The organism is Noviherbaspirillum cavernae, from assembly GCF_003590875.1.
GTDB lineage: Bacteria > Pseudomonadota > Gammaproteobacteria > Burkholderiales > Burkholderiaceae_D > Noviherbaspirillum > Noviherbaspirillum cavernae.
On the sequence record NZ_QYUN01000002.1, the window covers coordinates 3,414,649 to 3,441,375 of the forward strand.

At 58.9% G+C, this 26,727-nt stretch carries 28 protein-coding genes; 8 read left to right on the top strand and 20 right to left on the bottom strand.

Translation table 11 applies throughout. The annotated features are described in order from the left end of the window. Positions 1–3 precede the first annotated feature (3 nt). On the bottom strand, positions 4–630 hold the full coding sequence (locus tag D3870_RS15955) for a PilN domain-containing protein (protein ID WP_119740614.1): 627 nt from the start codon (positions 628–630) through the stop codon (positions 4–6). Beyond that, positions 630–1,709, bottom strand: coding sequence for a pilus assembly protein PilM (locus D3870_RS15960; protein WP_119740616.1), 1,080 nt, complete (start codon positions 1,707–1,709; stop codon positions 630–632). Before D3870_RS15960 ends, D3870_RS15955 begins: the two co-directional genes overlap by 1 nt. Positions 1,710–2,025: 316 nt before the next feature. Here D3870_RS15960 and D3870_RS15965 point away from each other — a divergent pair, with 316 nt between their 5' ends. Beyond that, positions 2,026–4,377, top strand: a complete 2,352-nt coding sequence (locus tag D3870_RS15965) for a penicillin-binding protein 1A (RefSeq protein ID WP_119740618.1) — start codon at positions 2,026–2,028, stop codon at positions 4,375–4,377. A 75-nt stretch (positions 4,378–4,452) separates the two neighbouring features. On the opposite strand, the gene cyaY is transcribed toward D3870_RS15965, so the two are convergent. Then, positions 4,453–4,791: an iron donor protein CyaY gene (gene cyaY / locus D3870_RS15970; protein ID WP_119740620.1), complete on the bottom strand. Its 339-nt coding sequence runs from the start codon at positions 4,789–4,791 to the stop codon at positions 4,453–4,455. A 40-nt stretch (positions 4,792–4,831) separates the two neighbouring features. Here cyaY and lptM point away from each other — a divergent pair, with 40 nt between their 5' ends. The 3 genes from lptM to D3870_RS15985 are packed head-to-tail and all read left to right on the top strand — an operon-like array spanning position 4,832 to position 7,102. Beyond that, entirely contained in the window at positions 4,832–5,056 is a 225-nt protein-coding gene (gene lptM / locus D3870_RS15975) for an LPS translocon maturation chaperone LptM (RefSeq protein WP_199710674.1), read from the top strand. A 10-nt stretch (positions 5,057–5,066) separates the two neighbouring features. Further along, positions 5,067–6,350 carry a diaminopimelate decarboxylase gene (gene lysA, locus D3870_RS15980; RefSeq protein ID WP_119740624.1) on the top strand — a complete coding sequence of 428 codons (1,284 nt, stop codon included), beginning with the start codon at positions 5,067–5,069 and terminating at the stop codon, positions 6,348–6,350. 5 nt (positions 6,351–6,355) lie between these two features. Further along, the gene (locus D3870_RS15985; protein WP_119742231.1) at positions 6,356–7,102 is read left to right on the top strand and encodes a transporter; all 747 of its coding nucleotides are present in this window, start codon (positions 6,356–6,358) and stop codon (positions 7,100–7,102) included. Here the strand turns inward: D3870_RS15985 and D3870_RS15990 are convergent. The 8 genes from D3870_RS15990 to D3870_RS16025 form a co-directional block, all read right to left on the bottom strand. Beyond that, a complete protein-coding gene (locus tag D3870_RS15990; protein WP_119742229.1) occupies positions 7,069–7,710 on the bottom strand; it encodes a protein-methionine-sulfoxide reductase heme-binding subunit MsrQ in 642 nt (213 codons plus the stop codon). The two genes, D3870_RS15985 and D3870_RS15990, sit on opposite strands and share 34 nt — an antisense overlap. Before the next feature lie 23 nt (positions 7,711–7,733). Beyond that, positions 7,734–8,711 carry a protein-methionine-sulfoxide reductase catalytic subunit MsrP gene (gene msrP, locus D3870_RS15995; RefSeq protein ID WP_119740625.1) on the bottom strand — a complete coding sequence of 326 codons (978 nt, stop codon included), beginning with the start codon at positions 8,709–8,711 and terminating at the stop codon, positions 7,734–7,736. A gap of 179 nt (positions 8,712–8,890) precedes the next feature. After that, positions 8,891–9,652, bottom strand: coding sequence for an anti-sigma factor family protein (locus D3870_RS16000; protein ID WP_119740627.1), 762 nt, complete (start codon positions 9,650–9,652; stop codon positions 8,891–8,893). 1 nt (position 9,653) lies between these two features. Beyond that, positions 9,654–10,172 carry an RNA polymerase sigma factor gene (locus D3870_RS16005; RefSeq protein WP_119740629.1) on the bottom strand — a complete coding sequence of 173 codons (519 nt, stop codon included), beginning with the start codon at positions 10,170–10,172 and terminating at the stop codon, positions 9,654–9,656. 30 nt (positions 10,173–10,202) lie between these two features. After that, a complete protein-coding gene (locus D3870_RS16010; RefSeq protein WP_119740631.1) occupies positions 10,203–10,586 on the bottom strand; it encodes a COG4315 family predicted lipoprotein in 384 nt (127 codons plus the stop codon). Positions 10,587–10,684: 98 nt separating this feature from the next. Further along, positions 10,685–11,836 (bottom strand): c-type cytochrome biogenesis protein CcsB, encoded by a 1,152-nt coding sequence (ccsB, locus tag D3870_RS16015; protein ID WP_119742233.1) that lies wholly within the window; start codon positions 11,834–11,836, stop codon positions 10,685–10,687. Between the two features lie 13 nt (positions 11,837–11,849). Beyond that, complete coding sequence (locus tag D3870_RS16020; protein ID WP_119740633.1) at positions 11,850–13,961, bottom strand: cytochrome c biogenesis protein ResB; 2,112 nt, start codon at positions 13,959–13,961, stop codon at positions 11,850–11,852. Between the two features lie 70 nt (positions 13,962–14,031). Beyond that, on the bottom strand, positions 14,032–14,691 hold the full coding sequence (locus tag D3870_RS16025; protein ID WP_119740635.1) for a c-type cytochrome: 660 nt from the start codon (positions 14,689–14,691) through the stop codon (positions 14,032–14,034). Between the two features lie 150 nt (positions 14,692–14,841). Here D3870_RS16025 and yihA point away from each other — a divergent pair, with 150 nt between their 5' ends. From yihA to D3870_RS16045, 4 genes are all read left to right on the top strand, one after another. Next, positions 14,842–15,534 (top strand): ribosome biogenesis GTP-binding protein YihA/YsxC, encoded by a 693-nt coding sequence (yihA, locus tag D3870_RS16030; RefSeq protein WP_119740637.1) that lies wholly within the window; start codon positions 14,842–14,844, stop codon positions 15,532–15,534. 210 nt (positions 15,535–15,744) lie between these two features. Further along, positions 15,745–16,764, top strand: coding sequence for a porphobilinogen synthase (hemB, locus tag D3870_RS16035; RefSeq protein WP_119740639.1), 1,020 nt, complete (start codon positions 15,745–15,747; stop codon positions 16,762–16,764). A 2-nt stretch (positions 16,765–16,766) separates the two neighbouring features. Then, positions 16,767–17,447, top strand: coding sequence for a lysoplasmalogenase (locus tag D3870_RS16040; protein WP_119740641.1), 681 nt, complete (start codon positions 16,767–16,769; stop codon positions 17,445–17,447). Between the two features lie 316 nt (positions 17,448–17,763). Then, positions 17,764–18,855 carry a magnesium transporter CorA family protein gene (locus D3870_RS16045; RefSeq protein WP_119740643.1) on the top strand — a complete coding sequence of 364 codons (1,092 nt, stop codon included), beginning with the start codon at positions 17,764–17,766 and terminating at the stop codon, positions 18,853–18,855. A 162-nt stretch (positions 18,856–19,017) separates the two neighbouring features. On the opposite strand, the gene D3870_RS16050 is transcribed toward D3870_RS16045, so the two are convergent. The 9 genes from D3870_RS16050 to rpsK all read right to left on the bottom strand — a co-directional run bounded on the left by D3870_RS16050 (position 19,018) and on the right by rpsK (position 26,707). Continuing rightward, positions 19,018–19,656, bottom strand: a complete 639-nt coding sequence (locus tag D3870_RS16050) for a peroxiredoxin (RefSeq protein ID WP_119740645.1) — start codon at positions 19,654–19,656, stop codon at positions 19,018–19,020. A gap of 143 nt (positions 19,657–19,799) precedes the next feature. Next, entirely contained in the window at positions 19,800–21,596 is a 1,797-nt protein-coding gene (gene dsbD, locus D3870_RS16055; protein ID WP_119742235.1) for a protein-disulfide reductase DsbD, read from the bottom strand. Positions 21,597–21,690: 94 nt separating this feature from the next. Next, a complete protein-coding gene (gene cutA / locus D3870_RS16060; RefSeq protein ID WP_119740647.1) occupies positions 21,691–22,023 on the bottom strand; it encodes a divalent-cation tolerance protein CutA in 333 nt (110 codons plus the stop codon). Positions 22,024–22,062: 39 nt separating this feature from the next. Then, positions 22,063–22,848 carry an ABC transporter permease gene (locus tag D3870_RS16065; RefSeq protein ID WP_119740649.1) on the bottom strand — a complete coding sequence of 262 codons (786 nt, stop codon included), beginning with the start codon at positions 22,846–22,848 and terminating at the stop codon, positions 22,063–22,065. 1 nt (position 22,849) lies between these two features. Beyond that, positions 22,850–23,782, bottom strand: a complete 933-nt coding sequence (locus D3870_RS16070) for an ATP-binding cassette domain-containing protein (RefSeq protein ID WP_119740650.1) — start codon at positions 23,780–23,782, stop codon at positions 22,850–22,852. A 118-nt stretch (positions 23,783–23,900) separates the two neighbouring features. Continuing rightward, positions 23,901–24,296 (bottom strand): 50S ribosomal protein L17, encoded by a 396-nt coding sequence (gene rplQ / locus D3870_RS16075; RefSeq protein WP_119740652.1) that lies wholly within the window; start codon positions 24,294–24,296, stop codon positions 23,901–23,903. 136 nt (positions 24,297–24,432) lie between these two features. Further along, complete coding sequence (locus tag D3870_RS16080; protein WP_119740654.1) at positions 24,433–25,410, bottom strand: DNA-directed RNA polymerase subunit alpha; 978 nt, start codon at positions 25,408–25,410, stop codon at positions 24,433–24,435. Between the two features lie 100 nt (positions 25,411–25,510). After that, entirely contained in the window at positions 25,511–26,134 is a 624-nt protein-coding gene (gene rpsD / locus D3870_RS16085) for a 30S ribosomal protein S4 (RefSeq protein WP_119740656.1), read from the bottom strand. A 168-nt stretch (positions 26,135–26,302) separates the two neighbouring features. Beyond that, the gene (gene rpsK, locus D3870_RS16090; protein WP_119740658.1) at positions 26,303–26,707 is read right to left on the bottom strand and encodes a 30S ribosomal protein S11; all 405 of its coding nucleotides are present in this window, start codon (positions 26,705–26,707) and stop codon (positions 26,303–26,305) included. Positions 26,708–26,727: the final 20 nt, after the last annotated feature.

Sequence of the window (26,727 nt, forward strand, 5' to 3'; positions counted from 1 at the left end):
ATCTCAGCGTTTCCCGGGCGCGGCAGCGCCGGATGCATCCGCCATGGCAGCAAGCGCCGCCTGCTCCTTGTCGCGCGGACGCTTGATCCCCACGTTGACCGTGAAGTCGAACACTCTCTTCGAATCCTTGCCCTGCCCGACGGCAGTGGAACGGATTTCAATCAAGTCGGGGCGCTCCAGCCATGGCGAGTTATTGCTCAGATTACGCAGCAGCTCGGACACGCGTTCGTTGGACTGCGCGTAGCCGTTGAGAACGACACGCTGGTTTTCCTGCTTGAATGACTTGAGGTAGATGCCTTCGGGCGTTTGCCTGACCAGCTCGTCCATCAGATAGACCGGCTGATTGCGGTCGCTCTGCAGGTCTTCCACCGCTTGCTGGCGTGCCTTGAGCGCCTCGATTTCCTGTTTGAGTGTCGCGATTTCCTTGATCTGGCCATCGAGCCGGGCGTTTTCCGTCTTGATGAATTGATTGCGCTGATCCTGATCCGCGATCTGGGCCGCGATGAAGCCGCCGATCGCGAGCACGATCGCGACTCCCATGATGCCGGACAGCGCCAGCAGCCGGAGAAACGCCGCCTTGCGCTGCTTGCGCCTCTCTTCGCGGTGCGGCAGCAGATTTATCCTGATCATCAGTCGAACCTCCGCATTGCCAGGCCGCAGGCGACCAGATAGGCTGGCGCTTCCGCGCGCAACTGCTTTTCACGCACGTTGGCCGCGAGCTGCATGCCCTTGAACGGACTCACGACCGAAGTCGAGATCTTCGCGCGCTCGGCGACCAGTTCCACCAGGCCCGGAATGATCGCGCATCCGCCCGCCATGAAGATCTGGTCGATATGGGTATACGGCGTGGAAGTGAAGAAGAATTGCATGGCGCGCGTGACTTCGAGCGCGGCGTTTTCCATGAACGGCCGGAGCATTTCCTGTTCATAGCCGTCGGGCAGGTCGCCTGCCTTTTTCTTCGCCTCCGCCTCCTCGAACGACAATCCGTACGAGCGCACGATATCCTGCGTCAATTGGTTGCCGCCGAACGGCTGTTCGCGCTCGTAAATCGTCTGGCCATCGAGCAGGACGGAAAAATGCGTGACCTGGGCGCCGATCTGGAACAAGGCGACGATTTGCCCTTCGCCGCCTTTGGGCAACTGGGCGGTGATGCGATCGATCGCGGCGCGCGCGGCGTAGGATTCGATATCCATCACCATGGGTTTCAGTCCGGCCGCTTCGGCCACTGCCACGCGGTCCTCCACTTTTTCCTTGCGGGTTGCGGCGAGCAGGACTTCGACGTCTTCGGGTGCGTTCTGCGCAGGACCAACGACATCGAAATCGAGGCTGACTTCATCGAGTGCGAAGGGAATGTACTGGTTCGCCTCGCTTTCTACCTGCACCTCCAGTTCGTCCTCGGACAAGCCACCGGGCAGAATGATCTTCTTGGTGATCACGGATGCGGGCGGCATCCCGATCGCGACCAGTCTGGCGCGTGTGCCGCTTTTCTTCCAGACACGCCGAACCGCTTCCGACACCTGATCGATGTTTTCGATATTGCCATCGACCACAGCGCCGCGCGGCAAGGGCTCCGTCGCAAAGCGTTCAAGCCGGAATTCGTTTTTGCCCGTCTCAGTCAATTCAACCAGCTTGACGCCTGAAGTGCTGATGTCGAGGCCGACCAGAGGCGGGGTTTTCTTCCCGACCAAAAATCCCAGATCTAGAGCCAAGAGTTGCTCCCTGAAAATTGTGGCTTATTGCGTGAACGCACCACTTATTTATTTGTCGAATGTTCCGATAGAGTCCGTCTTGCAAAAAACTCTTTTAAAACCTGTATTTAGGTGAAAAATATCCAACGTTACATTAAATCCTAGCAACAAGATTTAGATAGTGTAAAGAAATTTCCATACGGAAATTTGTAACCGCGTTGCCAAAATCCGACGTTACCGTTTGCAAATTTTTGTCATTTTACCAACGCGCGGGCGACGTAATTATGCACCGTTATAATGGAACGACCTAACGTTCTCCAATCACCGTTTTTTTCGCATGCCCTCCTCTTCCAAGCCCTCCAACGCCAGCCCCAAGAAGACGCCCAGGCGCCGACTCTCCCTTCCCGTACGCATTGCGCTTGGCCTCGTCGGAGGAGTCGTCAGTCTCGCCGTGATCGGCGTGCTCATTATCGGTTTCACGCTGTCGATGGCGTACCCGAATCTGCCGCCACTCGATGCCTTGACCGATTACCGTCCCAAGATACCGCTGCGGATTTATTCGGCCGACAATGTGCTGCTCGGCGAATTCGGAGAGGAACGGCGCAATCTGGTGCACATCAAGGACGTGCCGGACATCATGAAGAAGGCCGTACTGGCAATCGAAGACGACCGCTTCTACGATCACGGCGGCGTGGATTATTTCGGCATTGCGCGCGCGGCGCTGCACAACCTGACCAACAGTTCGCGGCAAGGCGCGTCCACCATCACGCAGCAGGTTGCACGCAACTTCTTCCTGTCGAGCGAACAGACGCTCAAGCGCAAGGTGTATGAAATGCTGCTGGCGTGGAAGATCGAACAGAACCTTTCGAAGGACCAGATTCTCGAGATCTACATGAACCAGATCTATCTGGGCCAGCGCGCATACGGCTTCTCGTCCGCGGCGCAGATCTATTTCGGCAAGAAACTGCAGGAAATCACCGTGGCGGAAGCCGCCATGCTGGCCGGCTTGCCCAAGGCGCCATCGGCCTACAATCCGGTCGCCAATCCCAAGCGCGCGCGTGTGCGGCAGCAATACATCCTGCAGCGGATGTTCAATCTCGGCTACATCACCGAGGCCGAATACGAGAAAGCCAGGGACCAGCAGCTCCGGATCAAGACCGACAGCAGCGAATTTGGCGTGCATGCCGAGTACGTTGCGGAAATGACCCGCCAGCTCGTGTACGAGCAGTTCAAGGAAGAGACCTACACGCGCGGGCTGAACGTCTACACCACCATCACCAAGGCCGATCAGGACGCCGCGTATATCGCGCTGCGGCGCGGCGTGATGGATTACGAAAAGCGTCACGGCTATCGCGGGCCGGAAGGCTACATGGAGATTCCCGCCGCCAAGGACGAAATCGACAACGCGATCGAAGTGGAGCTCGCCGAGCATCCCGACAGCGACGACATCATTGCCGCCGTCGTGCTGGAAGCCACTCCCAAAAGCGTGCGCGCGATATTGTCCTCCGGCGAGGAGATCACCATTACCGGCAACGGCCTGACTTTCGCCACCAACCTGTTGAGCGACAAGGCGCCGCCCAATCGCAAGGTCAAGCGCGGCGCAATCATCCGCGTGATGCAGGAAAATCAAACCTGGTCCATCACGCAAATGCCGGAAGTCGAATCGGCATTCGTCGCCGCCAATACCGAAGATGGCGCGATCCGCGCCCTGGTCGGCGGCTTCGATTTCAACCGCAACAAGTTCAATCACGTGACGCAGGCATGGCGTCAGCCGGGATCGTCGTTCAAGCCCTTCATCTATTCCGCCTCGCTGGAAAAAGGCCTGTCGCCTTCGACCATCATCAACGATTCGCCGATCAGCTTCGATGCCGGCCAGACCGGCGGACAGGCATGGGAACCGAAGAACTACGACGGCAAGTACGAAGGTCCGATGACGATGCGCAAGGGCCTGACCAAGTCGAAGAACATGATTTCGATCCGCATCCTGCACAAGGTCGGCGCGAAATATGGCCAGGAATACGCGACCCGCTTCGGCTTCGACGCCGACAAGAATCCGCCGTACCTGACGCTGGCGCTGGGTGCCGGGGCCGTGACGCCGCTGCAGGTCGCCGGTGCCTATGCCGTGTTCGCCAACGGCGGCTACAAGATCAGCCCGTACATCATTTCCAGGGTCACCGACGCGGAAGGCAAGGTCCTGTCGCAGGTCAATCCCGACCGCGCGGGCGACGAAGCCAACCGCGCCATCGATGCCCGCAATGCCTACCTGATGGACAGCATGCTGAAGGATGTCGTCAAGTACGGTACCGCGACCCGGGCGCTGGTGCTGAAGCGTCCCGACATCGCGGGCAAGACCGGCACCACCAACGATTCATTCGATGCATGGTTCGCCGGCTACAACCCGAAGATCGTCGGCGTCGCCTGGATCGGATTCGATCAACCGAAGAACCTCGGCAACCGGGAAACCGGCGGCGGACTGGCCCTGCCGATCTGGATCGGCTACATGCAGAAGGCATTGAAGGACACGCCCATCGAGGAACGTCCGATACCAGAGGGCATGCTGCAGATAGGCGGCGATTATTACTACGCGGAAAATCCCCCCGGCAACGGCGTGCGCAACCTTGAGGTCGGCGAACATCAGCCGGCGGAAGAGGAAAAGAACAAGGACGAAGTGAAGAACGCATTATTCTGATGTCCTGATCTTGCCGTTGACGCAATCAGCAAAGCCGAATCCTGTCATGACATGGTTCGGCTTTTTTATCAGCTGTCATGCAGCGGGCGAGAGAACCAGCTTCACTCCGCCCTGCTCGCTCACCATTCGCGATAGCGAGGCGTATAACTCGGACTGATCGCGGGTGTTGATCCATTGGTCATTTTCCCGTTTGTAATGGAATCCGCCCGACCTTGCCGCGACCCAGATTTCCTGCATGGGTGCCTGGCTGTTGATGATGATTTTCGTGCCATTGTCGATGAATTCGACTTCCAGCACATTGCCCGACCTGCTGCATTCGACGTCCAGATCGCTATCGTTCGATGCACGTTCCAGGGCAGCCTCGATGCCGGTCAGCGTGTGCTCGGCCAGCGCCAGGAATTCCGATTCAGTCATGCTACACTCCAGTGAATTTCCCCAAACCGTGATTCTAAGCGTGAAGTCCATTCCTTACCTGACTCGTGCAGGCGCTGTGCTGTTCGCCTGCGCATTCGCGGCCCTGCTCGCCGCTTGCGGTCAGAAGGGTCCGCTGTACTTTCCCAAGCCCGCACCCATTGCCACACCGGCAACGAAACCCGTGCCTGCGCCTGTCGAAGAATCCGCACTGCCGAATCTGACCGACCCCGTCTCGACCGACGACCAGAATCCCGTCTCCAAATAAAGTCATTACCATGTCGCATTTCTCTTGCAAGAACGGCGCGCTGTACGCCGAGAACACCCCATTGACCGACATCGCACGCCGGTTCGGCACGCCGACCTACGTGTATTCGAAGGCTGCGTTCGTCGAGAACTATTCCGCCTACGCCGATGCATGCAAGTCCAATGGACGCGACGAAAATTCTGCGCTGGTCTGCTATTCGGTCAAATCCAATTCCAACCTCGCGGTGCTGAATGTGTTGAGCCGGCTCGGTTCCGGCTTCGACATCGTTTCCGGCGGCGAACTGCTGCGCGTGATCGCGGCAGGCGGCGATCCGCGCAAGGTGATTTTCTCCGGCGTCGGCAAGTCGCACGAGGAAATGCGGTTGGCGCTGTCGCACGATATCCTGTGCTTCAACGTCGAATCGATTTCCGAACTGCACCGCCTCAACGAGGTTGCAGGCGAGGCCGGCAAGCAGGCGCCCATCTCTCTGCGCGTGAATCCGAACGTCGATGCGAAAACCCATCCCTACATTTCCACCGGGCTCAAGGAAAACAAGTTCGGCATCGCATACGACGACGCGCTGACAACCTACCGCCTGGCGGCCGACCTGCCGAACATTAGGGTGGTCGGCATCGACTGCCATATCGGTTCGCAGCTGCTTGACGATGCGCCGCTGCTGGAGGCGCTCGACAAGGTGATCGAATTGATCGACCGGCTCGCCGAAGACGGCATTCATCTGCACCATCTGGACATCGGCGGCGGCATCGGCATCACCTACGACAAAGAAAAGCCGGTACCGATCGGCGACTATCTGACGCGCCTGTTTGCCCGGATCGACCAATGGCGCAAGCAGAAACACGATGGCGCACCGATCCAGGTGATGTTCGAACCGGGCCGCTCGATCGCCGGCAATGCCGGCATTCTGCTGACCGAAGTGCAGTACCTCAAGCACGCGGAGGCGAAGAATTTCGCGATTGTCGATGCGGCGATGAACGACCTCATGCGTCCGGCGATGTACGAGGCATGGCATGGCGTGCAGCCGGTGGTACAGCGCGCGGAAGAGGCGAAGACCTACGACATCGTCGGCCCGGTATGCGAGTCTGGCGACTGGCTGGCGCGGCAGCGTTCGCTGGCGCTGCAGCAGGGCGATCTGCTGGCGATCATGTCGGCGGGCGCCTACGGCATGACAATGGCGTCGAACTACAATACGCGCGGCCGCGCGGCGGAAGTGATGGTCGACGGCGACCGCGTGCACGTGGTGCGCCAGCGTGAAAATCCGGCCGACCTGTTCGCGCTGGAATCGATCATCGATTGACCGGCATGCGCGCAAGACTGACGGCCGCGCTTCTGTTGTGCGGCCTGACGCAGGCTGCCTACGCGGCACATCCGCTCGTCACCGACGACACCGGCACGCAGGATACGGGCAACAGCCAGCTCGAAGTGAACGCCGATCGCGCACGGTACGGCGATGCGACGAGACGCACCACAAGTGCGGTCACATACACCTACGGCGCATTGCGCAATCTCGATGTGTTTTTCAATGTGCCAATGGCCTTGTCCTCGCCATCCGGAGCGGGCGATGTCTCGATCGGCATGAAGTGGCGCTTTGCCGAAGGCGACAATTCGAGCGTCGCGTTCAAGCCGGAACTGCTGCTGCCGAGCGGCGATGAAAACAAGGCCCTCGGCACCGGCAAGGCGGGCTTCGGCCTGACGCTGATCGGCAACTGGGAAGCCGCGCCCTGGACCCTGCAGGGCAATGTCGCGTTGACATTCAACAACTACAAGCTGCAGGCCGATCGCGACGCGAACCGCACCGCGCTGTGGCGCGTCTCCGCCGCCGCACGATACGCGCTCAACGAGCAATGGCAGCTGCTCGGCGATCTCGGCGTCTCGCGCAATAACGAGGTGTCGAGCAACAGCCATCCGGCGTACTTCCTGACCGGCGTGATTTATTCACCGATGAAGACGCTCGACCTCGATGCAGGGATCAGATTCGGGCTCGGCTGCAGTGAATGCACCGCGCAGATCGACCGTCAGTTCGGCCTGGGACTGACCTGGCGCTTCTGAGTCCGCGCCTGCGCAATGCTCCAGTAGACGCGCAGCAATAACAGCACCGCGACGACCGTGCCGAACAGGATCGGCTGCTCGAAGTCATTCTTCCCCGCCTTCATCCACCAGAAATGCAGGATGCCGAGCGGCGCGATCAGGTAGATCGTGCGATGCAGGGTTTGCCAGCGCCTGCCGCCCAGTCTTCTCACCATCGCATTGGTGCTCGTTGCCGCCAGCGGAATCAGCAGCAGGAATGCGGCAAAGCCGACCGTGATGAAGGGGCGCTTGACGACATCCTTGAGCATCGCGTCAATGTCGAAGAAGTGGTCGAACCAGAGGAAAGTCGTGAAGTGCAGCACGACATAGAAGAACGCGAACAAGCCCAGCATGCGGCGCAGCTTGAGCAGCCAGTTCCATCCGGACAGGCGCCGCAGGGGCGTCACGGCCAGCGTGATGCAGAGGAAATACAGCGTCCAGTCGCCGGTGTTGCTCGTGATGAATTCGATCGGGTTTGCACCCAGCTGTCCGATGACTGCGAACAACACCAGCCGCGCGAATGGCAGCAACGCGACAATGAACACTGCGGTCTTGATCGCTGCAAGCTGTCTGGCAGATGGATTGAACATGGCGTGCGCCCGATGCATTCGATTCAGTAAAACTTCTTCAAGTCCATGCCGGCATAGAGCGACGCGACTTCGCTGTAGCCGTTGAACATCATGGTCTTGCGCTTCTTCGTGAAGAAACCGTCTTCGCCGATGCGCCGCTCGGTGGCTTGCGACCAGCGTGGGTGATCAACGTCCGGATTGACGTTCGAATAGAAGCCGTACTCCTGCGGCGCGGAGATGTTCCACGCGGTTTTCGGCTGATCCTTCGTGAAGCGGATTTTCACGATCGACTTTGCCGACTTGAAGCCGTACTTCCACGGCACCACCATGCGCACCGGCGCGCCGTTCTGGTTCGGCAGCACCTCGCCGTACATGCCGAACGCAAGCAGCGCGAGCGGATGATTGGCCTCATCGAGCCGCAAGCCCTCCACATACGGCCACTCCAGCACCGGACTGCGCAGACCGGGCATCTGCTTCTTGTCGGCCAGCGTGACGAATTCGACGTACTTCGCATTGCCGGTCGGCTCGACCTTCCTGATCAGTTCGGCGAAGGAGTAGCCGATCCACGGAATCACCATCGACCAGCCCTCGACGCAGCGCAGACGATAGATGCGCTCTTCCAGCGGCGCGAGCTTCTGCAGACTGTCGAGATCGAGCGTCATCGGCTTCTTGACTTCGCCTTCGATCGCGATTGTCCACGGCCGCGGCTTGAGGCTGCCGGCGTAGTGGGATGGGTCCGTCTTGTCGGTGCCGAATTCGTAGAAATTGTTGTAGGTGGTCGCGTCCTTGTATGCCGTCGGCTTGTCCATCACGACATAGGCGGAGTTGGTTTTCGCAGAAAGCTTTTGCGCGGCGGATTGCGCGAACGCTTCGCGTGTCGCCATTTCCAGTAGCGCGCCGCCGGCGATCGAACCGAGCGCGAGTTGCCTGATGAAAGTGCGGCGCGACTCGAATACTGCGCGCGGCGTGATTTCCGAAGCAAACGGGATGTCGATACCGTTCGGATTGCGTTTGATTAACATTGCTGCTCCGTGGATTTTTGGTGACGTTGCTGTTTGTCTGGATTGGACTGGATTACCTTACATTTTCTGAAATGCATTTGGTGAACGGCAGGCTTTTTCCCTGCGGAAGCACCCCAAACATTGCGTCATCCCGGCGAACCCCGGGATGACGACAAGTCAGCGTGGCATTTCCGAACCTTTTAATTTCTCTCCCCACGCAACTGCCCATCCACCGCACGCGCCACCGCCAGTAAACGGCTCTTGTCGATGCCGCCCGACAGCGCATAGCCGTAGTCGCGGTCAATCCAGTAGAACACGCTGGTGCCTGGCATCTCCATCACCTTGAAACCTGTCTCGCGGTCGGACTGTGTCGCGCGCTTGACCGTCAAGGTCAGCCGCTCGCCGCTTGCGGACTGATACATCAGCTGCGCCAACGGTGCATCGTCGCCCGGTAACAGCCGCCCGCCGAGAAGCGAGAACCCCTGCGCGTTCAGATCGGGGGCGCGAATCGGCGCATCAAGGCGTTTCGACAACCATGCAACCAAGTGTGCTTCCTGCTCGGCGGGCACCTCGACCGGGTGCCGCTTTTCGGATACGTACAGCACGTGTGCCGCCATCGCCTCCTTTGCAAAAGCGACCGGCGTGACCGTTGCAGGCGACAGCAACGGATGCGCAAACCAGCCAGCCACGAGCCCGCAGGCAAGCCATGCCATCCCGGCAGCCAAGCCGCGCGGCCACGAGCGGGCTTGCAGCACATTCGTCAATCGCAAGGGAATCGGCTCATTCAGTACGCCATCATAGGCCGCATGCAAGGCCTGCGTCTGGCCGCGCAGTTCCTGCACCTGCGCGGCGGTCTCGGGGTGCGCCGCAAGATATGCCTCCACCTCGGCCCGACGCGCCGCGTCGAGCTGACCATCGACGTAGGCATGCAAATCCGCTTCGCCAATCGAAGGGGTAGTCATTTCACTTGATCCGGGTTAGTTGCGCGTGGGTCTCCGTCGCAACAGATTGCAATGGTTTATCCGACAGCAGCGCGCGCAGGCGTTCGCGGGCACGCGTCAGACGCGACATGACGGTGCCCAGCGGGACGCCCAGCACATCGGCGGTTTCCTTGTAACTCAGCTGCTCCAGGCCGATCAGCACGATCACCGCGCGATGCTCCGGACTCAAGCTGGCGAGCGCGCGTTGCATGTCGAGTTGCAGCGCAACGTCGCCGCTTGTCGCCGGCTCCGGTACATCGGCGTCAGCGGCAACCGGGCTCATGCGGTGGCGCGCCGCATCGTTGAGATACAGGCGATACAACATGGTGAACAGCCACGCGGTCAGATTGCTGTTGAGGCGAAACAACCAGCGGCGGCGCAACGCGCGCTCCAGCGTGTCCTGCACCAAGTCGTCCGCCCATGCGACATTGTGCGTCAGGGCACGCGCGTAACGCCGCAACCGCGGAATCTGCAATGCCAGCGATTCGGCAAAGTCGGTCATGAGCGGAACGGACGGCGAGCGGGTCGGCGCTTACGGTTTGGCGATATGCCAGACGTTGTTGACGCCGTCACCCGACTTGTCGCCGGGCTTCTGGTCTTTCACCCACGTATAGAGCGGCTTGCCCTTGTAGGCCCATTGCTTCTTGCCATCGTCGCGCGTGATCACGCTGTAATCGCCGCTCGCCTTGGCGCCGTCTTCGGCCGGCAGCGGCGGCCAATTGGTCGCGCAGGGGCCGTTGCAGACGCTCTTGCCGCTGCCGGCCGCATCGCGATCGAATACATACAGGGCCATGCCGCTGGGGCTGGTGAGCATGCCGTCGGACGTTCTGGTCGGCTGCTGCGCGGTCGCCATGCTGGCACAACCGGCCAGCATGACGGCGGGAATCAGGGCAAGGAAGGCGGATGGATTCTTCATGTGGTCCTCTCGAAGCTGGTTAATCGGGCGTGCCTGCAATGCAGACATGCGGTAAACAGCCGGGCCGGACGCTTTATTCCATCCGCGTGAAGATTTTTTTAAAGCTCGCCGTAGGAATGCAGTCCCGACAGGAAAATATTGACGCCAAGGAAGGCAAAGGTCGTGACCAGCAGGCCGACCAGCGCCCACCAGGCCGCAACCTGACCCCGCAAGCCTTTCATCAGCCGCATGTGCAGCCACGCGGCATAGTTGAGCCAGACGATCAGCGCCCAGGTTTCCTTCGGGTCCCACGACCAGTAGCCGCCCCAGGCTTCCGCCGCCCACAACGCGCCGAGAATGGTGGCGATCGTGAAGAACGCGAAGCCGACCGCGATCGACTTGTACATCACGTCGTCCAGCACTTCCAAGGCCGGCAGGCGGTCCACCAGCAGGCCTTTCGATTTCAGCAGATAGGCGACGGCAACCATCGCCGCCAGCGCGAAGGTGCCGTAGCCGATGAAATTGGCCGGCACGTGAATCTTCATCCACCAGCTTTGCAGCGCGGGCACCAGCGGCTGGATGTCCGATGCGTCGCGGCCGATGGTGTACCACAGCAGGAAGCCGACCGCAGCCGAAATGATCAGCAGCACGAACGGGCCAAGCTGGCGCGTCTGGTATTGCTGCTCGTAATACAGATAGAACAGCGCGGTGATCATGCAGAACAGCACGAAGACTTCGTACAAGTTGGAAATCGGAATGTGCCCGATATCCGCGCCGAGCAGGTAGGACTCGTACCAGCGCATCAGCATGCCGGTAAAGCCAAGCACCACCGCAGCCCAGCACAGCTTGCTGCCGATCGCGCCGCCGAAGTCCGCTCTTGCAATCAAGCCGCCCCAGTAGAACAGCGTGGACAGGAAGAACAAGGTGCTCATCCACAGGATCGCGGACTGGCTCGACAGCATGTATTTGAGGAAGAACTTGCTATTAGCCGCGTCGAGCGAGCCGCCGTACAACGCAATGCCGCCCAGCGCCAGCACGGCCAGCACCGCCATCAGCCAGCGCACCGACTTCCAGTGCCAGCCAAGCCACGCAAACGTCGGTGCCGACAGCAGCAGGATCGCTTCCTCGTAGACATCCATGTGCTGGCCGTAGCGATTGAACGCGAACAGCACGCCCGCCGTCAGCGCCACCGCATACAGCCAGTCGATCCATGTCAGGCGCTTGAAAAAGCCGGGCGGGGGCGAGTAGGTTTGGGTCTGCGTCAATTCCATCATGTTCTCCGTCTCATTGCTGCGCGAGGCGCACTTTCAGCTCGTCAAATTCCTTGTCGAAATCCAATGTCTTGCGCTGTGTGCTCATTGCCATCAGCGCGTGCGACTGGCCATTGTCATCCGTTTTCAGCCAGACCCACAGACGGCGTTCGCGGATGTAGAACATCGCGAACACGCCGAGCGTCAGCAGCAGGCAGCCAAGATACACGACATTCTTGCCGGGCGAGCGCGTCACCTGGAACACGCTCGCTTTGACTTCGTTGAATTCCTTGAGTTGCAGATAGACCGGCGCGCCGTAGAAGAAGGAGTCGGACAAGGCGTTGGTGGCAAGCTGCAGAAAACGTGCATGCTTTTCGTCAACGGCAATCGGCTTCAAACCATCCGCCTCGCGGGCAGCCTGCCACAATTCCCACATCGTGCCGTTCAGGATTTTCATGAAGATGTCCGCGGCTTTTTCCTGTTCGGCAGACGGCACTTTTTCAAGGAACTTCGATACCGCCAGATAACCGGCCTCTTGTCCGTTCCCGGCAAAAATCGACAAGCCCTTCAGCGCCGATTGCTGCAATTGCCCGCGCAGCGCATCGGCATCGTCACGCCCGGCCGCCATGGAGCGTTGCGCATAACGCTGCGCCGCCTTCTCCCGCAACGCCGGATTCGCCAGCGCGGCCCGCAGGCGCATCCAGTCCGCCACCGTATCGTCGTCGTCAGCCGGAATGCGCAGGTAGCGGAACGGCTCGCTCGGCGCATCACGCATCCCGGTCAGGAACACATAGGCGCCGTCGACGTCCACCGGCTGCATGTAGTTGTGATACTCGCGCGCCTGGCCAGTCTTGTCGCGCAGCTTGTACTGCACGCTGGGGCCGACGTTTTTCAGGTCCTTGTTTTTGGCATTCTTCGCGCCCGAACCGAGTTGCTTGTCCAGTCCTGCGGTGAACTTCTCATTGAAGGTCTTGTTGGCGTCGACCGCGCGCACGTCCTGGCCGCTTTGCGCCATGTTTTCGACATTGAATGCGCGAAAGCCCGACCACTCGACGGTGTATTCGTCCCCGGCACCATTGCCGAGCGGTGTCGCGCCGCCGACTTCGCCCTCCATCGAGAACGGCTTTCCTTGCGCGCCGGCCATTGGGTAACCGGCCAGCTTCAGCTTGCTGCCGCCATCGTCGAAGCTCGACTGGTACACCGCGAGGCCCTTGTAGAGCAGCGGCTCGTTCACCTTGATCGTCGCCGGGAAGCTCTTGCCGGTTTCGTTGTCGCGCACCTCGACCTCGCTGGCGAACAGCTTCGGCATGCCGGTCGAATAATGCTCGACGATGAATTTGTTGAGACGAATCGTGATCGGCAGCTCCTGGATCAGCACGCCGCTCTGCTGCTGAATGATCGCCGTGTTGCTGCTGGCCCCTTCCGGAATCAGGGTATTGCCGCGAAAGGTGGGATTACCCGTCCCAAGGCGATGCTGTGCAGGGATTTCGGCGATGATGCCGTTGCTGCTGAACGATGTCTTGCCGTACACCCATTTTTGGAAACGGATCGGCAAATCGGAATCGAGCAGACCGCCGACGCAGATGATCACGATCGCGCTGTGAGCGAAGATATAGCCCCACTTGTTACCCGCACCGCGCTTGGCGGCGATCAGGTTCGCGCTGTCCTTTTCGACCAGCTTGACCTTGTAGCCATCGGCAGCCAGCCGGTTCGCCAATTCCTGCGTCAGGGCTGCGCGCGATGCGGCCGACGTCCATTCGGACTTGTGATGAAAATTGCGCAAGGACTGTTCGCGCACATTCTCGCGCCAGCTGCGCATGTCCTTCACCATCTTCGGCGCATTGCGCACGATGCACAGCGACGTGGACAACACCAGGAAGGCCATGATCAGCAGGAACCACCACGCCGAATACACCGAATAAAGACCGAGCCTGGAAAAAACCTCGAACCAGAACGGGCCAAACTGATTCACGTAGTTCGGCATCGGCTCGTTCTGCTTGAGCACGGTACCGATCACCGAGGCGATGGCGATCAGCGTCAACAGGCTGATGGCGAACCGCATCGACGATACAACCTCGACCGCATCGGCGAGCCAGCGGCGGTTGGTCTTGATCTGCAATCCTGAAGTACTGGCGCTCGTGGTCATTCTGTCATCGAAAGAAAAAAGGGGTGGCCCTAGCCACCCCCTCCGTTATTCTGCCCTGCCGTCGTTCTGATTATTTCAGGCCCGCGATGTAGTCGGAGACAGCCCTGATTTCATCCTCCGACATGCGCTTGGCGATGGTCACCATTTGCGGGCTGTTCTTGCGGGTGCCGTTGCCGAACGCGGTCAGCTGCGCGGCCGTGTATTCCTGATGCTGGCCGCCCAGACGCGCGAACTGCGCCGGGATGCCCGCGCCGGTTGCACCGTGGCAGGCTGCACAAGCGGGAATGTCCTTTTCGGCGATACCGGCACGGTAGATCTTCTTGCCGAATTCGACGGTGTCCTTGTTCTTCGCCGCGCCCGGTTTTTGCGTCTGCTTGTCGAGGTAGGCGGCGATGTTCTTCATTTCCTCATCGGTCAGCGACTTGGAGATCGAACTCATCACCGCGTTATTGCGCTGCGGGGTCTTGAAGTCGGCGAGCTGCTTGTGGGTGTAGGCTTCGTGCTGGGCTGCCAGCTTCGGATTCTGCACGATCGTCGAATTGCCGGCTGCGCCGTGGCAGGATGCGCAGGCCGGAATATTGCGGGCACTGTCGCCATTCGTGTAAATCGCTTCGCCCTTGGCGGGATCGGCTTTGGGAGCCTTCTTTTCCTCTGCTGCATACGCGACGGACGAAACCGCCAGCATCGTGACGAACAAGGATTTCACAAACGGTAAAAACGCACGATTCATTCAAACACCCTGAGACTTGATATTAAAATTCTGGCCCTTCGAGAGGCTGTCGTGTGCAGCTACGCTTTTGCGGCGCAACAATACATAACCTCTTATTGTACAATAGCTTCTCGGCATTTACGCCCCCTCCACAGCATTTTCTGCCCCTCTATGTCCCTTCTTTGGCAAGCCCGCTTCTTCACCACGGTGAATCACCTTCGCGATTTGCCAAAGACGCAAATCCCCGAAATCGCTTTTGCCGGCCGTTCGAATGCCGGCAAATCGAGTGCGATCAATATCCTGTGCAATCAGAAAAAGCTGGCCTTTGCCTCCAAGACACCGGGCCGCACGCAGCATATCAATTACTTCTCGATCGGCGGCGCGCACGTCGGACAGCACCGCAAGGATCCAACCATCGTCGAGGAAATCCGCGGTCTGCTGGTGGATTTACCTGGATACGGCTACGCGGAAGTGCCGGGCGAGGCGAAGACACACTGGAATGCATTGCTCGGTGCCTATATCCAGACGCGTGAGCAGCTGACCGCACTCGTTCTGATCATGGACGCGCGCCGCCCCTTTACCGAGCTGGATGTGCAGATGCTCGAATGGTTTGCGCCGACCGGCAAGCCGGTTCATTGCCTTTTAACCAAGGCGGACAAGCTCAATCGGACCGAATCGACCAATGCCTTGCGCCTTGCGCGCACCGTGTTGAACAGCTATGTTGATGAACAAGGCAAGCCCTTCCCCTTCAGCGTGCAGTTGTTTTCAGCTTTGAAGCGCAGCGGCCTGGAAGAAGCCGATGACAAGATTCTGTCCCTGCTTGGAATGAAAGAGGATTTGCCCGCGCAGGATGCCGACGAATAATTGCCTTTGCCGCAGGCAAAAAAAACCCTGGAGAAAGGGGAAGATCTCCAGGGCAGTAACGCCTTATCGCTAATGCCACGATATGGCCCCGCTCAGGGAGGAGAAGCGGGAGGTGAATGATCACCTATTGCTAAGAGGGCGCATGCCTTGAAAAGTTTCACGGCTTCCGATGAAGTTTGCCTATCAACGACCCTGTTTTCCTGAGGCGCCATGACAAATTCCTTTCCTAAAGCACAATTTCCCGCAATCCGGATGCGTCGCATGCGCAAGGATGCTTTTTCGCGGGCATTGATACGCGAGCATGTTCTGACCACTGCCGACCTGATTTTCCCGGTATTCGTGCTGGATGGAAAAAATCAGCGCGAAACGATTTCCTCGATGCCGGACATTGAGCGGCTTTCGGTCGATCTGCTGCTGGAAGTGGCTGAGGATTGCGTCGAACTCGGCATCCCGGTCATGGCACTCTTTCCCGTGATCAATCCGGCTCTCAAGACGCCCGACGGCATCGAGGCAACCAATCCGGACGGACTGGTGCCGCGCGCCGTGCGCGAACTGAAAAGGCGTTTTCCGGAGCTCGGCATCCTGACCGACGTGGCGCTCGACCCCTACACCAGCCATGGCCAGGACGGCGTGTTGAACGGCGACGGCTATGTGCTCAACGACGAAACCTGCAATCTGCTGGTGAAACAGGCGCTGGTGCAAGCCGAGGCCGGCGTCGATATCGTCGCGCCGTCCGACATGATGGATGGCCGCATCGGCGCGATTCGCGCGGCGCTGGAATCGCATCGCCACATCTATACGCGCATCATGGCGTATTCCGCGAAGTACGCATCGGCCTTCTACGGCCCGTTCCGCGACGCGGTCGGCTCCTCCGCCAATCTCGGCAAGGGCAACAAGGCCACCTACCAGATGGATCCGGCCAACAGCAACGAGGCGCTGCGCGAAGTTGCGCTCGATCTCGCCGAAGGCGCGGACATGGTGATGGTCAAGCCGGGCATGCCTTATCTGGACATCGTGCGCCGCGTCAAGGACGAGTTCCGCGTGCCGACCTTCGCCTATCAGGTCAGCGGCGAATACGCGATGATCAAGGCCGCCGCCAAGAACGGCTGGCTCGATCACGACAAGGCCATGATGGAAGCGATGCTGGCATTCAAGCGCGCAGGAGCCGATGGTGTGCTGACCTATTTCGCCCGCGACATTGCGCGCCGCCTGAAGCAGCACGGCTTCTGAGCATGCGGTCGCGCTCGGTTGTCTTCTGGACTCTGGGTATTGCATTGTGCGGCCTGCTGGCGATCCTCGGCTCCGGCGCACAGGAACCGCGCATCGTTCACTACGTGTTCAAGCCACTCGCCACGGCGCTGATTTTCCTCCAGGTGTGGCGCATCGCCGATCCGGTCAACCCGCGCTACCGGCGTGCGGTGCTGACCGGCATTGCATTGTCTCTGTGCGGCGACGTGTTTCTGATGCTGCCGAAGAATGTTCTCGCCTCCGGCTTCCTGCTCGGCCTGGGCAGCTTCCTGGTCGCCCACCTGTTTTTCCTGCGCGCCCTCACTTCCGATGCGCGGCTCTTCGGCCAGCCGCTGGTGTTCCCCGGCCTGCTGCTGGTGGGCGGCGTCAATCTGGCCGTGCTGTGGCCTGGACTGGCAGCCAGCCTGAAAGCGCCGGTGGTCATCTACATGCTGTGCCTGGTTGCGATGGTGGCGCAGGCAATCTGCCGTCATCTGACATTGCGCATGCACGGCAGCCTGCTGGCGGCGGTCGGCGGCATCCTGTTTCTGCTGTCCGATACCTTGCTGGCCTATAACAAGTTTTACGCGCCGATTCCGCTGTCGGCACTCTGGGTTCTCGCCACGTATTACACAGCATTGCTCCTGATTGCGCGCTCGGTCGCCGCGAGCGCGTCACAGCCATGAACCGGAGACTCCAATGCAATGCAAAGTCATCACGCTGGCGACACCGGTATTTTTTCTGCCGATCTTCATTGAACTGATCGCCCGCCCGGCAAAACGAAAAAACACGTGTCGCCTCATCGAAGCGATCAACAGCATCAGCCTTGGCGTATCGAACCAGGTCGCAGGGGTTTTCTCTCGACCGCTGCGAGCGTGTTGTGGACCGGCGCGTGGTTTGGGCCGCGCACGCTCCCGGCGTCCTTGCAAGCCGCCATCGCTGCATTCATGATTGGCTCACTGATCGCGCTTCACTTCGCTATTTTGACCAGAGCTACTGCGCATGGATATTTTTCACATCAATAACACGCAAGTCACGTTCACCACGGACGTCCCACAGGAAATGCCGGCACAAGGCTTTGCATGGCTGGATGCGACACATGATGAAGTGGGAGCGGATCCCGCCGCGTGGAGCACGGCCGTCGAGCGCGCAACCGGCATCCATCTCTACGATCTGCACTTGAAGGATGCCACCAACATGGCGCATCCCTCCTACTTCGACTCGACGCAGGAATATGCGATGGTGGTATTCCGCAAACTGGTGCTCACTGCAGATGCGGACAATCCCGGCGCCAACGACGACACGCGCATCAAGCGCAAGATTCCACCCGCCCTCAGCAAACTGACAACCGAACCGGTGACCTTCCTGCTGACCGAACGCGCCGTGGTGACGGTACACGCATCCCGCAGTCGCACGATTGAGGCCATGCGCAATCGCTTGCTGGAACTTCGGCAAAAGCCGAATGGGCGCCCGCCCGCATCACCGGCAGAGTTGATGCTGCGCCTGCTGAATGCGATGGTGGATCAATACCTCGAATTGCGCCGTCCGCTGACAACGCAGATCGATCGCTGGCAGCGTGCCTTGCTGAATCCGCGCCGGCCCTTCAAGGACTGGACCGCACTGCTCGAAGCGCGCATCGAGTTGAACAAGCTCGATCACTTGTGCGAAGGGCAGCATGATGCGCTGCAGGAGCTGCGCGACTATCTGGTGGACAGCGACGATGGCGAAGACAGTGGCCGCACAAAGGATATGCTGCTGGTGCGCGTCAACGACGTGATGGAACATATCTCGCGCGTGCTCAATCATGCGCGACGACTGGAAACCTCGCTCGAGTCCGCCGTGCAGATTCATTTTTCCGCCACGGCACACCGCACGAATGACATCATGCGCACACTTACCGTCATCACCGCCCTGTTCATGCCGCTTACCCTGCTCACCGGAATCTTCGGCATGAACTTCGACTACATGCCGCTGCTGAAAGACGATACGGGTTTCTGGGTAACGATAGGAGCCATGCTGTTGATCGTGATCGGCATGCTGCTATTCTTCCGCAGCAAGCGCTATCTCGAAGATCATCGGCACAATGACGATTGACATGCGAGCGACATGTCGCCGCATGCGAGTCAATGCTCGGTTTCGCAAACCTTCCTGACCTGGCTGCTTGTGCCGGCGAACAGTCTCGCCATAAAAAAACGCCCTGCGAGTCCTCGGGACTACAGGGCGTTTGACTTGCTTGCCGAGGTATAGCGCGGCGGCCTATTTGTTCGGCTGCGGCGTGATGCGCAGATAGGGGCGCGGCGCAGTGTAGCCCTTCGGATATTTTTGCTTGATGACGGCCTCGTCCTGGATCGTCAGCGGGATGATCACGTCATCGCCATCGCGCCAGTTGCCGGGCGTCGCAACGGTGTAGCCATCGGTCAGCTGCAAGGCATCGATGACGCGCAGCACTTCATCGAAATTGCGGCCGGTGCTCATCGGGTAGGTGATGGTCAGGCGCACCTTCTTTTTCGGATCAATGACGAACAATGAACGCACAGTCATTGTTTCGGATTGATTCGGATGAATCATGTCGTACAGCTGCGAAACTGTTCTGTCCGCATCCGCAATGATCGGAAAACCGACGACGGTATTCTGCGTTTCCTCGATATCCTTGATCCATTGCGTATGCTTGTCGGCGGGATCGACCGACAAGGCGATTGCCTTCACATTGCGCTTGTCGAATTCGGATTTCAGCTTGGCAGTCAGTCCCAGCTCCGTGGTGCACACCGGAGTGAAATCCGCCGGATGCGAAAACAGCACCACCCATGAGTCGCCGGCCCAGTCGTGAAACTTGATCTTGCCGACCGTGGTGTCTTGTTCAAAGTCAGGGGCGATATCGCCAAGGCGCAAAGACATTTCATTCTCCCAAAAGTTATCGAGCAAATAATATAGGTGCTGGCGGGCCGAGATTCAAGGACAGAGAAGTTGAGTCGTTTATATATTTTTCATATATATCCATGCCGCAAGGCAGATGCGACATGACGATATGCTTGCTGCCATCAGAAACTGCTTGCGAGTGACAACGATTGCAGGAATCGCTCAGTGTTTTGATAGCCGATGACGCGCCCGCCCTGGATTTCCCTGCCCTGCTTGTCGAAGAAGATGATCCCCGGCGGCCCGAACAATCCGAACCGCTTCAGCAGGGTCTTGTCATCGGCGCTGTTGGCGGTCACGTCGACCTGCAGCAGCACCATGTTCGCGAATTGCGCCTGCACGCGCGCATCGGTGAAGGTCAGTTTTTCCATTTCCTTGCAGGACACGCACCAATCTGCATAAAAATCCAGCATGACCGTTTTGCCTCGCGCCTGCGCGATGGCGGCGTCGAGTTCCGCAATGGATTTCACGCGCTTGAAGTCTGCATGCTGCGCGGCACCCGTGAGATGCGCAAGCGGTGCAAGCGCATCGCGACCGCCAGTCGTCACGCCGATCAATTGCACCAGGCCGAAGGCGGCAAACATCAGACTCAGTGCTTTTGGCATCCAGCTCGTCTGCTTGCTCCACAGCAGATAAGCGCCGTAGCCGATGCCCAATGCAGCCCAACCCAGCATCTGCACGCTGGCGGGAATGACGGGTGCGACGATCCACAGCGCCAGCGCCAGAATCAGCACACCGAAGAACCGTTTCACGGCATCCATCCAGACACCGGCGCGTGGCAGCAATGACCCGGCGGAAATTCCGACCAGCAGCAGCGGAATGCTCATGCCTGCCGCCATTGCAAACAATGCGCTGCCGCCGATCACGACGTCCCGCGTTTGGCTGATGTAAACCAGTGCGCCGGCCAGCGGTGCCGCGACACAGGGACCGACGATCAATGCAGAGATCGCGCCCATCGCAAACACGCCGAACAACTTGCCTGACGATTGCTTTTCCGACAGCGCGGCAAGTTTGGTCTGCAGCGATGAAGGCAGTTGCAGCTGATACATGCCGAACATCGAGAACGAGAACGCCACCATCAGCAACGCAAACACGCCCAGGACCCAGGGGTTTTGCAAGCTTGCCGACAGCCCTTCACCGGCCAAGCCGGCGGCTATCCCAAGCGCCGTGTACACGAGCGCCATGCCGAGCGCGTAGGTCGCCGACAACGAGAAGCCGCGTGCGCGACTGACCCGCGCGCCTTCGCCGACGATGAGCATGGACAGGATCGGCACCATCGGCAAGACGCAGGGCGTGAACGACAAGCCCAGGCCGAGCAGCAGGAACAAGGGCACGATCGCAAGCAGCTTGCCGCTTTTGAGCGAGGCTTCGATTCGGCCCATTTCCGAATCCGCAGGCGCGATTGCGCGGGTCGCGGATCCATTGGGCGCAGGCGGAGCACTGTCCATCGCATTCGGCGCCGAGGGGTTTACCGCGTCGCGTGCAGACGTGATTGCCGCCAGCAATCCGCCTCCATTGGGAGACAGCTTGATCTGCGCATCCATGGGCGCATAGCACAAGCCCTTGTCGGCGCACCCCTGACTCGTCGCCGTCAGCGTGAATGGGCCGCTGGCTTCCACCGGCAGTGTGATCGTGATTGCCTTGCGATACGTTTCGACGTCTTTCTGAAAAGTCTCGTCAAATTTGACCTTCCCCGGCGGGATGACCGGCTCGCCAAGGCGGGCCCCTTCGGCCTTGAAAGCAAACCGCTCGCGGTACATGTAGTAGCCGTCCGCAATCGCATACGTGATTTCTATGTTCCTGGCATCGGCCATCTTCGCCGAAAATTTGAACGCCGCCTCCGGGTCGAGGTAGTCGTCGTCGCCAGCATGCGCCGGCCATGCAAGCGTGCACAACAACACCGCAAGCAGCAAGGCAGCCATTGCGCGAAAGGCATCCCGGCAACGGAGCAGTGTTTCATTGAGACAGAAAACACGCTGCGCGTTGCGCGCGCAAAACGCGTAGTAATGCAATTGCTTAAACATCCACATCCTTTTTCGTTTCTTGCACAATCCAATCGAGATACCGCGGCAATCCGCCGACAATCGGCACTGCAATGATTTCCGGCACGTCATATGCATGCGCTGCCTTGATCGCGGCTTCCAGTGCCGCGTAACGACTTTGCACGGTCTTCACCAGCAAGGTCACTTCGGTTGCCTCTTCCACCTCGCCCTGCCAGTGATAGATCGATTGCACTGCAGGAAGAATATTGACGCAGGCGGCAAGCCTGAGTTCAACGAGCTCTCGGGCGATTGTTCTCGCCGCTGCCGCGTCGGGCACGTTGGTCAAAACCAGTATCGCTTGTTGCATGTCTCTGTCCCCCGGCGAGAACCAACGCCTAACTCGACATTACTTCAACAGCCTGCGGCGCGTCAGCACCGTGGCAATGTAAAAACCCGCAACACAGTACGTCGCCAGGATCGTGACATCCGCCAATGCATTGGCGGGCCATCGCCCGAGAAGCAAGGGCCGAATCAACTCCACCGCGGCGGTCAGCGGCAGCATCTGGGCGATTGCCTGCAGCCACAGCGGCAGTTGCGCCGTCGGATAGTAGACACCCGACAGAAATATCATCGGCGTCAACACCAGCGTGAAATAGTAGGTGAAGAAATCATACCCGTTTGCGATCGCATTCATCACCAGCCCCAGCGACGCGAACGTCATGCCGACGAGAAACAGCACCGGAAGCACCAGCAACGTCTGCGCATGCAATCCAATGCCGAGCGTGAAAATCACGGCCAGTATGGCAATGCCGGAAAAGAGCGATTTGGTGGCCGCCCACAGCATCTCCGCGAGCACCACATCGTCAAGCGCAAGCGGCGCATTCAGCAAGGCCTCCCAGGTCTTCTGCACATGCATGCGGGAAAACGCCGAATACAAGGCCTCGAAGGAGGCCGCCATCATGACCGACATGCAGATCGAGCCCGTGGCGAGAAATTGAATGTATGGAATGCCCTCGATGTTTTGCAGCAGGCTGCCCAATCCGTAGCCGAAGGCCAGCAGCGTGATCAGTGGCTCCGCGATATTGCCCAGCACGCTGGCAATCGCCAGTTTTTTCCAGACAAGGAAATTGCGCCGCCAGATCGGCATGAAGCGCCAGGAAAATTCGGGGAAACCGTATATCGCTGTCGTCATCCTAGTCCCGCATCTCGCGGCCGGTCAGTTTCAAGAACAAGTCTTCCAGATTGGCGGGGCGGTGCAGATAACGCACGCCCGTGGTGGCCTGCAAGCCGTCCAGCAGCGGCCGCGCATTGTTGGTATAGCAAAAAATGGTTTCGCCGCTGATTTCGAGTCGAGCCGACTTCTGCCGTCCTTCCGTTTCGCCCCACAGCAAGGCATTGTCGCCATACACTTCGACCACTTCCGCCTCGATATGTTGCCCGATCAAATCACGCGGGGCACCTTCCGCGATCAGATGACCGTGATCAATGACCGCCAACCGGTCGCAAAGGCGCTCGGCCTCATCCATGAAATGCGTGGTCAGCAGAATCGTCTTGCCCTCACTCATCAAGGATTTCAACCGATCCCAGATCAGATGACGCGCCTGAGGATCAAGTCCCGTCGTCGGCTCATCCATGAAGATCAGATCCGGATCATTGACCAGCGCGCGAGCCAACGTCAGACGCCGTCGCATACCGCCGGAAAGTTCGCCGATCCGAGCATCCTTCTTGTTCGTGAGGCTGGCAAATTCGAGCAGCTTCGGGATGCGCTCCTTGATGGCCGCATCATCTATCCCGAAATATCGGCCGAACACCAACAGATTCTCGGCAACGGTAAAGTCCGGATCGAGGTTATCACCTTGCGGCACCACCCCGACGCGCAGGCGCGCCGGTCGAGCGTGCGCCGGAATGCTTTTGCCGACCAGCGTGATTTCGCCGCTGTCAGGCACGGCCAGACCGAGACACAGACGCAGAGTCGTCGTTTTTCCAGCGCCATTCGGCCCGAGCAAGCCATAACATTCGCCCCGCCGCAATGCGAACGACAAACCGTCGATCACGACGTGCCTTGCTTTACCATTGCCATACGTTTTACGCAGGTTGGACACCGAAAGGATGCTGGGTTCAGACATGCCGGCCTGTCAACTCCGTAAAAATCAGCCCACATCTTGCCATAAACAATTTGAAGCCATATCAAAGCAAAAAGCCAGGCACTCGGCCTGGCTTTGTCGTGTCTCTTGACTGCGCTGTTTACTCGGCAGCCGGGACTTCCGCGTCTTCGCTGATCTCCGGACGATCGACCAGTTCAACGAATGCCATCGGCGCATTGTCGCCTTGACGGAAACCCATCTTCAGGATGCGCAGGTAGCCGCCATTGCGGTTCGCATAACGCGGACCGAGTTCGGCGAACAACTTCACAACCATTTCACGATCGCGCAGGCGGCTGAAGGCCAAACGCTTGTTCGACAGATTGTCGGTCTTGCCCAGTGTGAGGATCGGCTCGACAACGCGGCGCAGTTCCTTGGCTTTCGGCAGCGTGGTCTTGATCGCTTCGTGACGCAGCAGGGATACGGTCATGTTGCGAAGCATCGCCAGACGATGTGACGAAGTGCGGTTCAATTTACGGAGGCCGTGACGGTGACGCATGGTATTTCCTTTCAGTTTTCAGTTTTTACCCAGCTCTTCTATCGACTCGTCTTGCGACTCATCGCGGACCGGTAATCATTGTCGTTACAGAGATGCCAAAACAGGCGGGAGCGGCATTATAACCGCCCCAGCCGAGTTACTTCTCCAGACCAGCCGGCGGCCAGTTCTCGAGCTTCATGCCCAAGGTCAAGCCACGGGATGCCAACACTTCCTTGATTTCGTTCAAGGACTTGCGACCCAGGTTCGGGGTCTTGAGCAATTCGTTTTCGCTGCGCTGAATCAAATCGCCGATGTAATAGATGTTTTCGGCTTTCAGGCAGTTTGCGGAACGAACCGTCAATTCCAGATCGTCCACCGGACGCAGCAGGATCGGATCAACCGATGGAGCGCGCGACGGCGCTTCCGCAGCAGCTTCCGTGCCTTCCAGCGCGGCGAACACATTCAACTGGTCAACGAGGACGCGCGCCGATTGACGAATCGCCTCTTCCGGCGAAATCACGCCGTTCGTTTCGATGTTCATCACCAGCTTGTCGAGGTCGGTGCGCTGTTCCACGCGAGCGGATTCCACCGCATACGACACGCGACGCACCGGCGAGAACGAGGCATCGAGAATGATACGTCCGATGGTCTTGTTCGCATCTTCCGACAGCCTGCGAACATTGCCCGGCACGTAGCCACGGCCCTTCTCGACCTTGATCTGCATGTCCAGCTTGCCGCCCGCCGTCAGGTGCGCAATCACATGATCAGGATTCACCAGCTCCACGTCGTGCGGGAGATCGATGTCGGAAGCGAGCACGGCACCTTCGCCTTCCTTCTTCAGCGTAAGCGTCACTTCATCGCGATTGTGCAGCTTGAACACGACACCTTTCAGATTCAGCAACATGTCGACCACATCTTCCTGCACGCCATCCAGCGAGGAATATTCGTGCACGACGCCGGCGATCGTCACCTCCGTCGGCGCATAACCGATCATGGACGACAGCAGTACGCGACGCAATGCATTGCCAAGCGTGTGACCATAGCCGCGTTCAAACGGCTCCATCACCACCTTGGCGTGGCCGGCACCCAGTGCCTCGACTTCAATGATACGCGGCTTCAACAGACTGTTTTGCATGAAATGTCCTTTTCAATACCCTCGGCTCGTTACACCGATAAGGCTGATGGCATTGCAGAGAAACCCACCTCATGGATGACACGAGGCGGGCGATTTGAAATTAGCGGGAATACAGTTCGACGATCAACGACTCGTTCACATCGTTGGCAATCTCGGTACGATCAGGCATCGATTTGAATGTGCCTTCCATTTTCTTGGCATCGACTGCCACCCAGGATGGCATGCCGGTTTGTTCCGCCAGCGACAGGGCTTCGATGATACGTGCCTGCTTCTTGGACTTTTCGCGTACAGCAACCACGTCACCGGCCTTCACTTGATAGGACGCGATATTCACGACTTCGCCATTAACGCTGAATGCCTTGTGGCTGACCAACTGGCGCGCTTCGGCGCGCGTAGAACCAAAACCCATGCGATAAGCAACATTATCAAGACGTGACTCGAGCAACTTCAGCAAATTTTCACCTGTATTGCCCTTGCGACGATCTGCTTCAGCAAAATAACGACGGAACTGGCGCTCCAGAATCCCGTACATCCGCTTGACCTTTTGCTTCTCGCGCAACTGGTTACCATAGTCCGATGTACGAGCTCCCGAAGTGCGTCCATGCTGTCCTGGCTTCGAGTCAAGTTTGCATTTCGAGTCCAGCGAGCGGCGCGCGCTCTTCAGGAACAGGTCGGTGCCTTCACGGCGGGAGAGTTTAGCTTTGGGTCCGATATAACGTGCCACGAAAATTTCCTTTTATAAATGACGCCCCAAGCGAAGCTGACGTTGTGCACGACAGACTGGGCGCTAGTCTGATTCAACTGCCATCAGACGGTGGTCTTAAGAACAAAACCCGCCAAGGTCTTTGGCGGGCAACGTACTACTACTACTGTGATTTACCGCACTAAAGAATCAGATGCGGCGCCGCTTCGGCGGCCGGCAGCCATTGTGCGGAACCGGAGTCACATCTTGAATCTGCGTGATCTTGATACCGAGGTTATTCAATGCACGAACTGCGGATTCACGCCCGGGTCCCGGGCCTTTGATGCGCACTTCCAGATTCTTCACACCGAATTCAACTGCAACCTTGCCCGCTGCCTCTGCGGCAACCTGGGCTGCAAACGGAGTCGATTTCCGCGACCCTTTGAAGCCTGCGCCACCGGAGGTAGCCCAAGACAACGCATTTCCTTGGCGGTCGGTAATTGTGATGATCGTGTTATTGAAGGACGCATGAATATGTGCGATACCTTCGGCAACATTCTTTTTGACTTTCTTGCGCACGCGTGCAGCTGCGGCGTTACTGGGTGCTTTTGCCATGATTGTTTCCTTGAATCGGA

Excerpts from the sequence above, each read along its gene's own strand:
- cyaY (WP_119740620.1), bottom strand. The coding sequence starts at position 4,791 with ATGACTGAATCGGAATTCCTGGCGCTGGCCGAGCACACGCTGACCGGC.
- cutA (WP_119740647.1), bottom strand. The coding sequence starts at position 22,023 with ATGCAACAAGCGATACTGGTTTTGACCAACGTGCCCGACGCGGCAGCG.
- lysA (WP_119740624.1), top strand. The coding sequence starts at position 5,067 with ATGTCGCATTTCTCTTGCAAGAACGGCGCGCTGTACGCCGAGAACACC.
- yihA (WP_119740637.1), top strand. The coding sequence starts at position 14,842 with ATGTCCCTTCTTTGGCAAGCCCGCTTCTTCACCACGGTGAATCACCTT.
- D3870_RS15955 (WP_119740614.1), bottom strand. The coding sequence starts at position 630 with ATGATCAGGATAAATCTGCTGCCGCACCGCGAAGAGAGGCGCAAGCAG.
- D3870_RS16010 (WP_119740631.1), bottom strand. The coding sequence starts at position 10,586 with ATGAAGAATCCATCCGCCTTCCTTGCCCTGATTCCCGCCGTCATGCTG.
- D3870_RS15985 (WP_119742231.1), top strand. The coding sequence starts at position 6,356 with ATGCGCGCAAGACTGACGGCCGCGCTTCTGTTGTGCGGCCTGACGCAG.
- D3870_RS16040 (WP_119740641.1), top strand. The coding sequence starts at position 16,767 with ATGCGGTCGCGCTCGGTTGTCTTCTGGACTCTGGGTATTGCATTGTGC.
- D3870_RS15990 (WP_119742229.1), bottom strand. The coding sequence starts at position 7,710 with ATGTTCAATCCATCTGCCAGACAGCTTGCAGCGATCAAGACCGCAGTG.
- dsbD (WP_119742235.1), bottom strand. The coding sequence starts at position 21,596 with ATGGCTGCCTTGCTGCTTGCGGTGTTGTTGTGCACGCTTGCATGGCCG.
- D3870_RS16080 (WP_119740654.1), bottom strand. The coding sequence starts at position 25,410 with ATGCAAAACAGTCTGTTGAAGCCGCGTATCATTGAAGTCGAGGCACTG.
- D3870_RS15965 (WP_119740618.1), top strand. The coding sequence starts at position 2,026 with ATGCCCTCCTCTTCCAAGCCCTCCAACGCCAGCCCCAAGAAGACGCCC.
- D3870_RS16005 (WP_119740629.1), bottom strand. The coding sequence starts at position 10,172 with ATGACCGACTTTGCCGAATCGCTGGCATTGCAGATTCCGCGGTTGCGG.
- D3870_RS16045 (WP_119740643.1), top strand. The coding sequence starts at position 17,764 with ATGGATATTTTTCACATCAATAACACGCAAGTCACGTTCACCACGGAC.
- D3870_RS16025 (WP_119740635.1), bottom strand. The coding sequence starts at position 14,691 with ATGAATCGTGCGTTTTTACCGTTTGTGAAATCCTTGTTCGTCACGATG.
- D3870_RS16050 (WP_119740645.1), bottom strand. The coding sequence starts at position 19,656 with ATGTCTTTGCGCCTTGGCGATATCGCCCCTGACTTTGAACAAGACACC.
- msrP (WP_119740625.1), bottom strand. The coding sequence starts at position 8,711 with ATGTTAATCAAACGCAATCCGAACGGTATCGACATCCCGTTTGCTTCG.
- hemB (WP_119740639.1), top strand. The coding sequence starts at position 15,745 with ATGACAAATTCCTTTCCTAAAGCACAATTTCCCGCAATCCGGATGCGT.
- rpsK (WP_119740658.1), bottom strand. The coding sequence starts at position 26,707 with ATGGCAAAAGCACCCAGTAACGCCGCAGCTGCACGCGTGCGCAAGAAA.
- rplQ (WP_119740652.1), bottom strand. The coding sequence starts at position 24,296 with ATGCGTCACCGTCACGGCCTCCGTAAATTGAACCGCACTTCGTCACAT.
- D3870_RS16020 (WP_119740633.1), bottom strand. The coding sequence starts at position 13,961 with ATGACCACGAGCGCCAGTACTTCAGGATTGCAGATCAAGACCAACCGC.
- D3870_RS16000 (WP_119740627.1), bottom strand. The coding sequence starts at position 9,652 with ATGACTACCCCTTCGATTGGCGAAGCGGATTTGCATGCCTACGTCGAT.
- D3870_RS16065 (WP_119740649.1), bottom strand. The coding sequence starts at position 22,848 with ATGACGACAGCGATATACGGTTTCCCCGAATTTTCCTGGCGCTTCATG.
- ccsB (WP_119742233.1), bottom strand. The coding sequence starts at position 11,836 with ATGGAATTGACGCAGACCCAAACCTACTCGCCCCCGCCCGGCTTTTTC.
- D3870_RS16070 (WP_119740650.1), bottom strand. The coding sequence starts at position 23,782 with ATGTCTGAACCCAGCATCCTTTCGGTGTCCAACCTGCGTAAAACGTAT.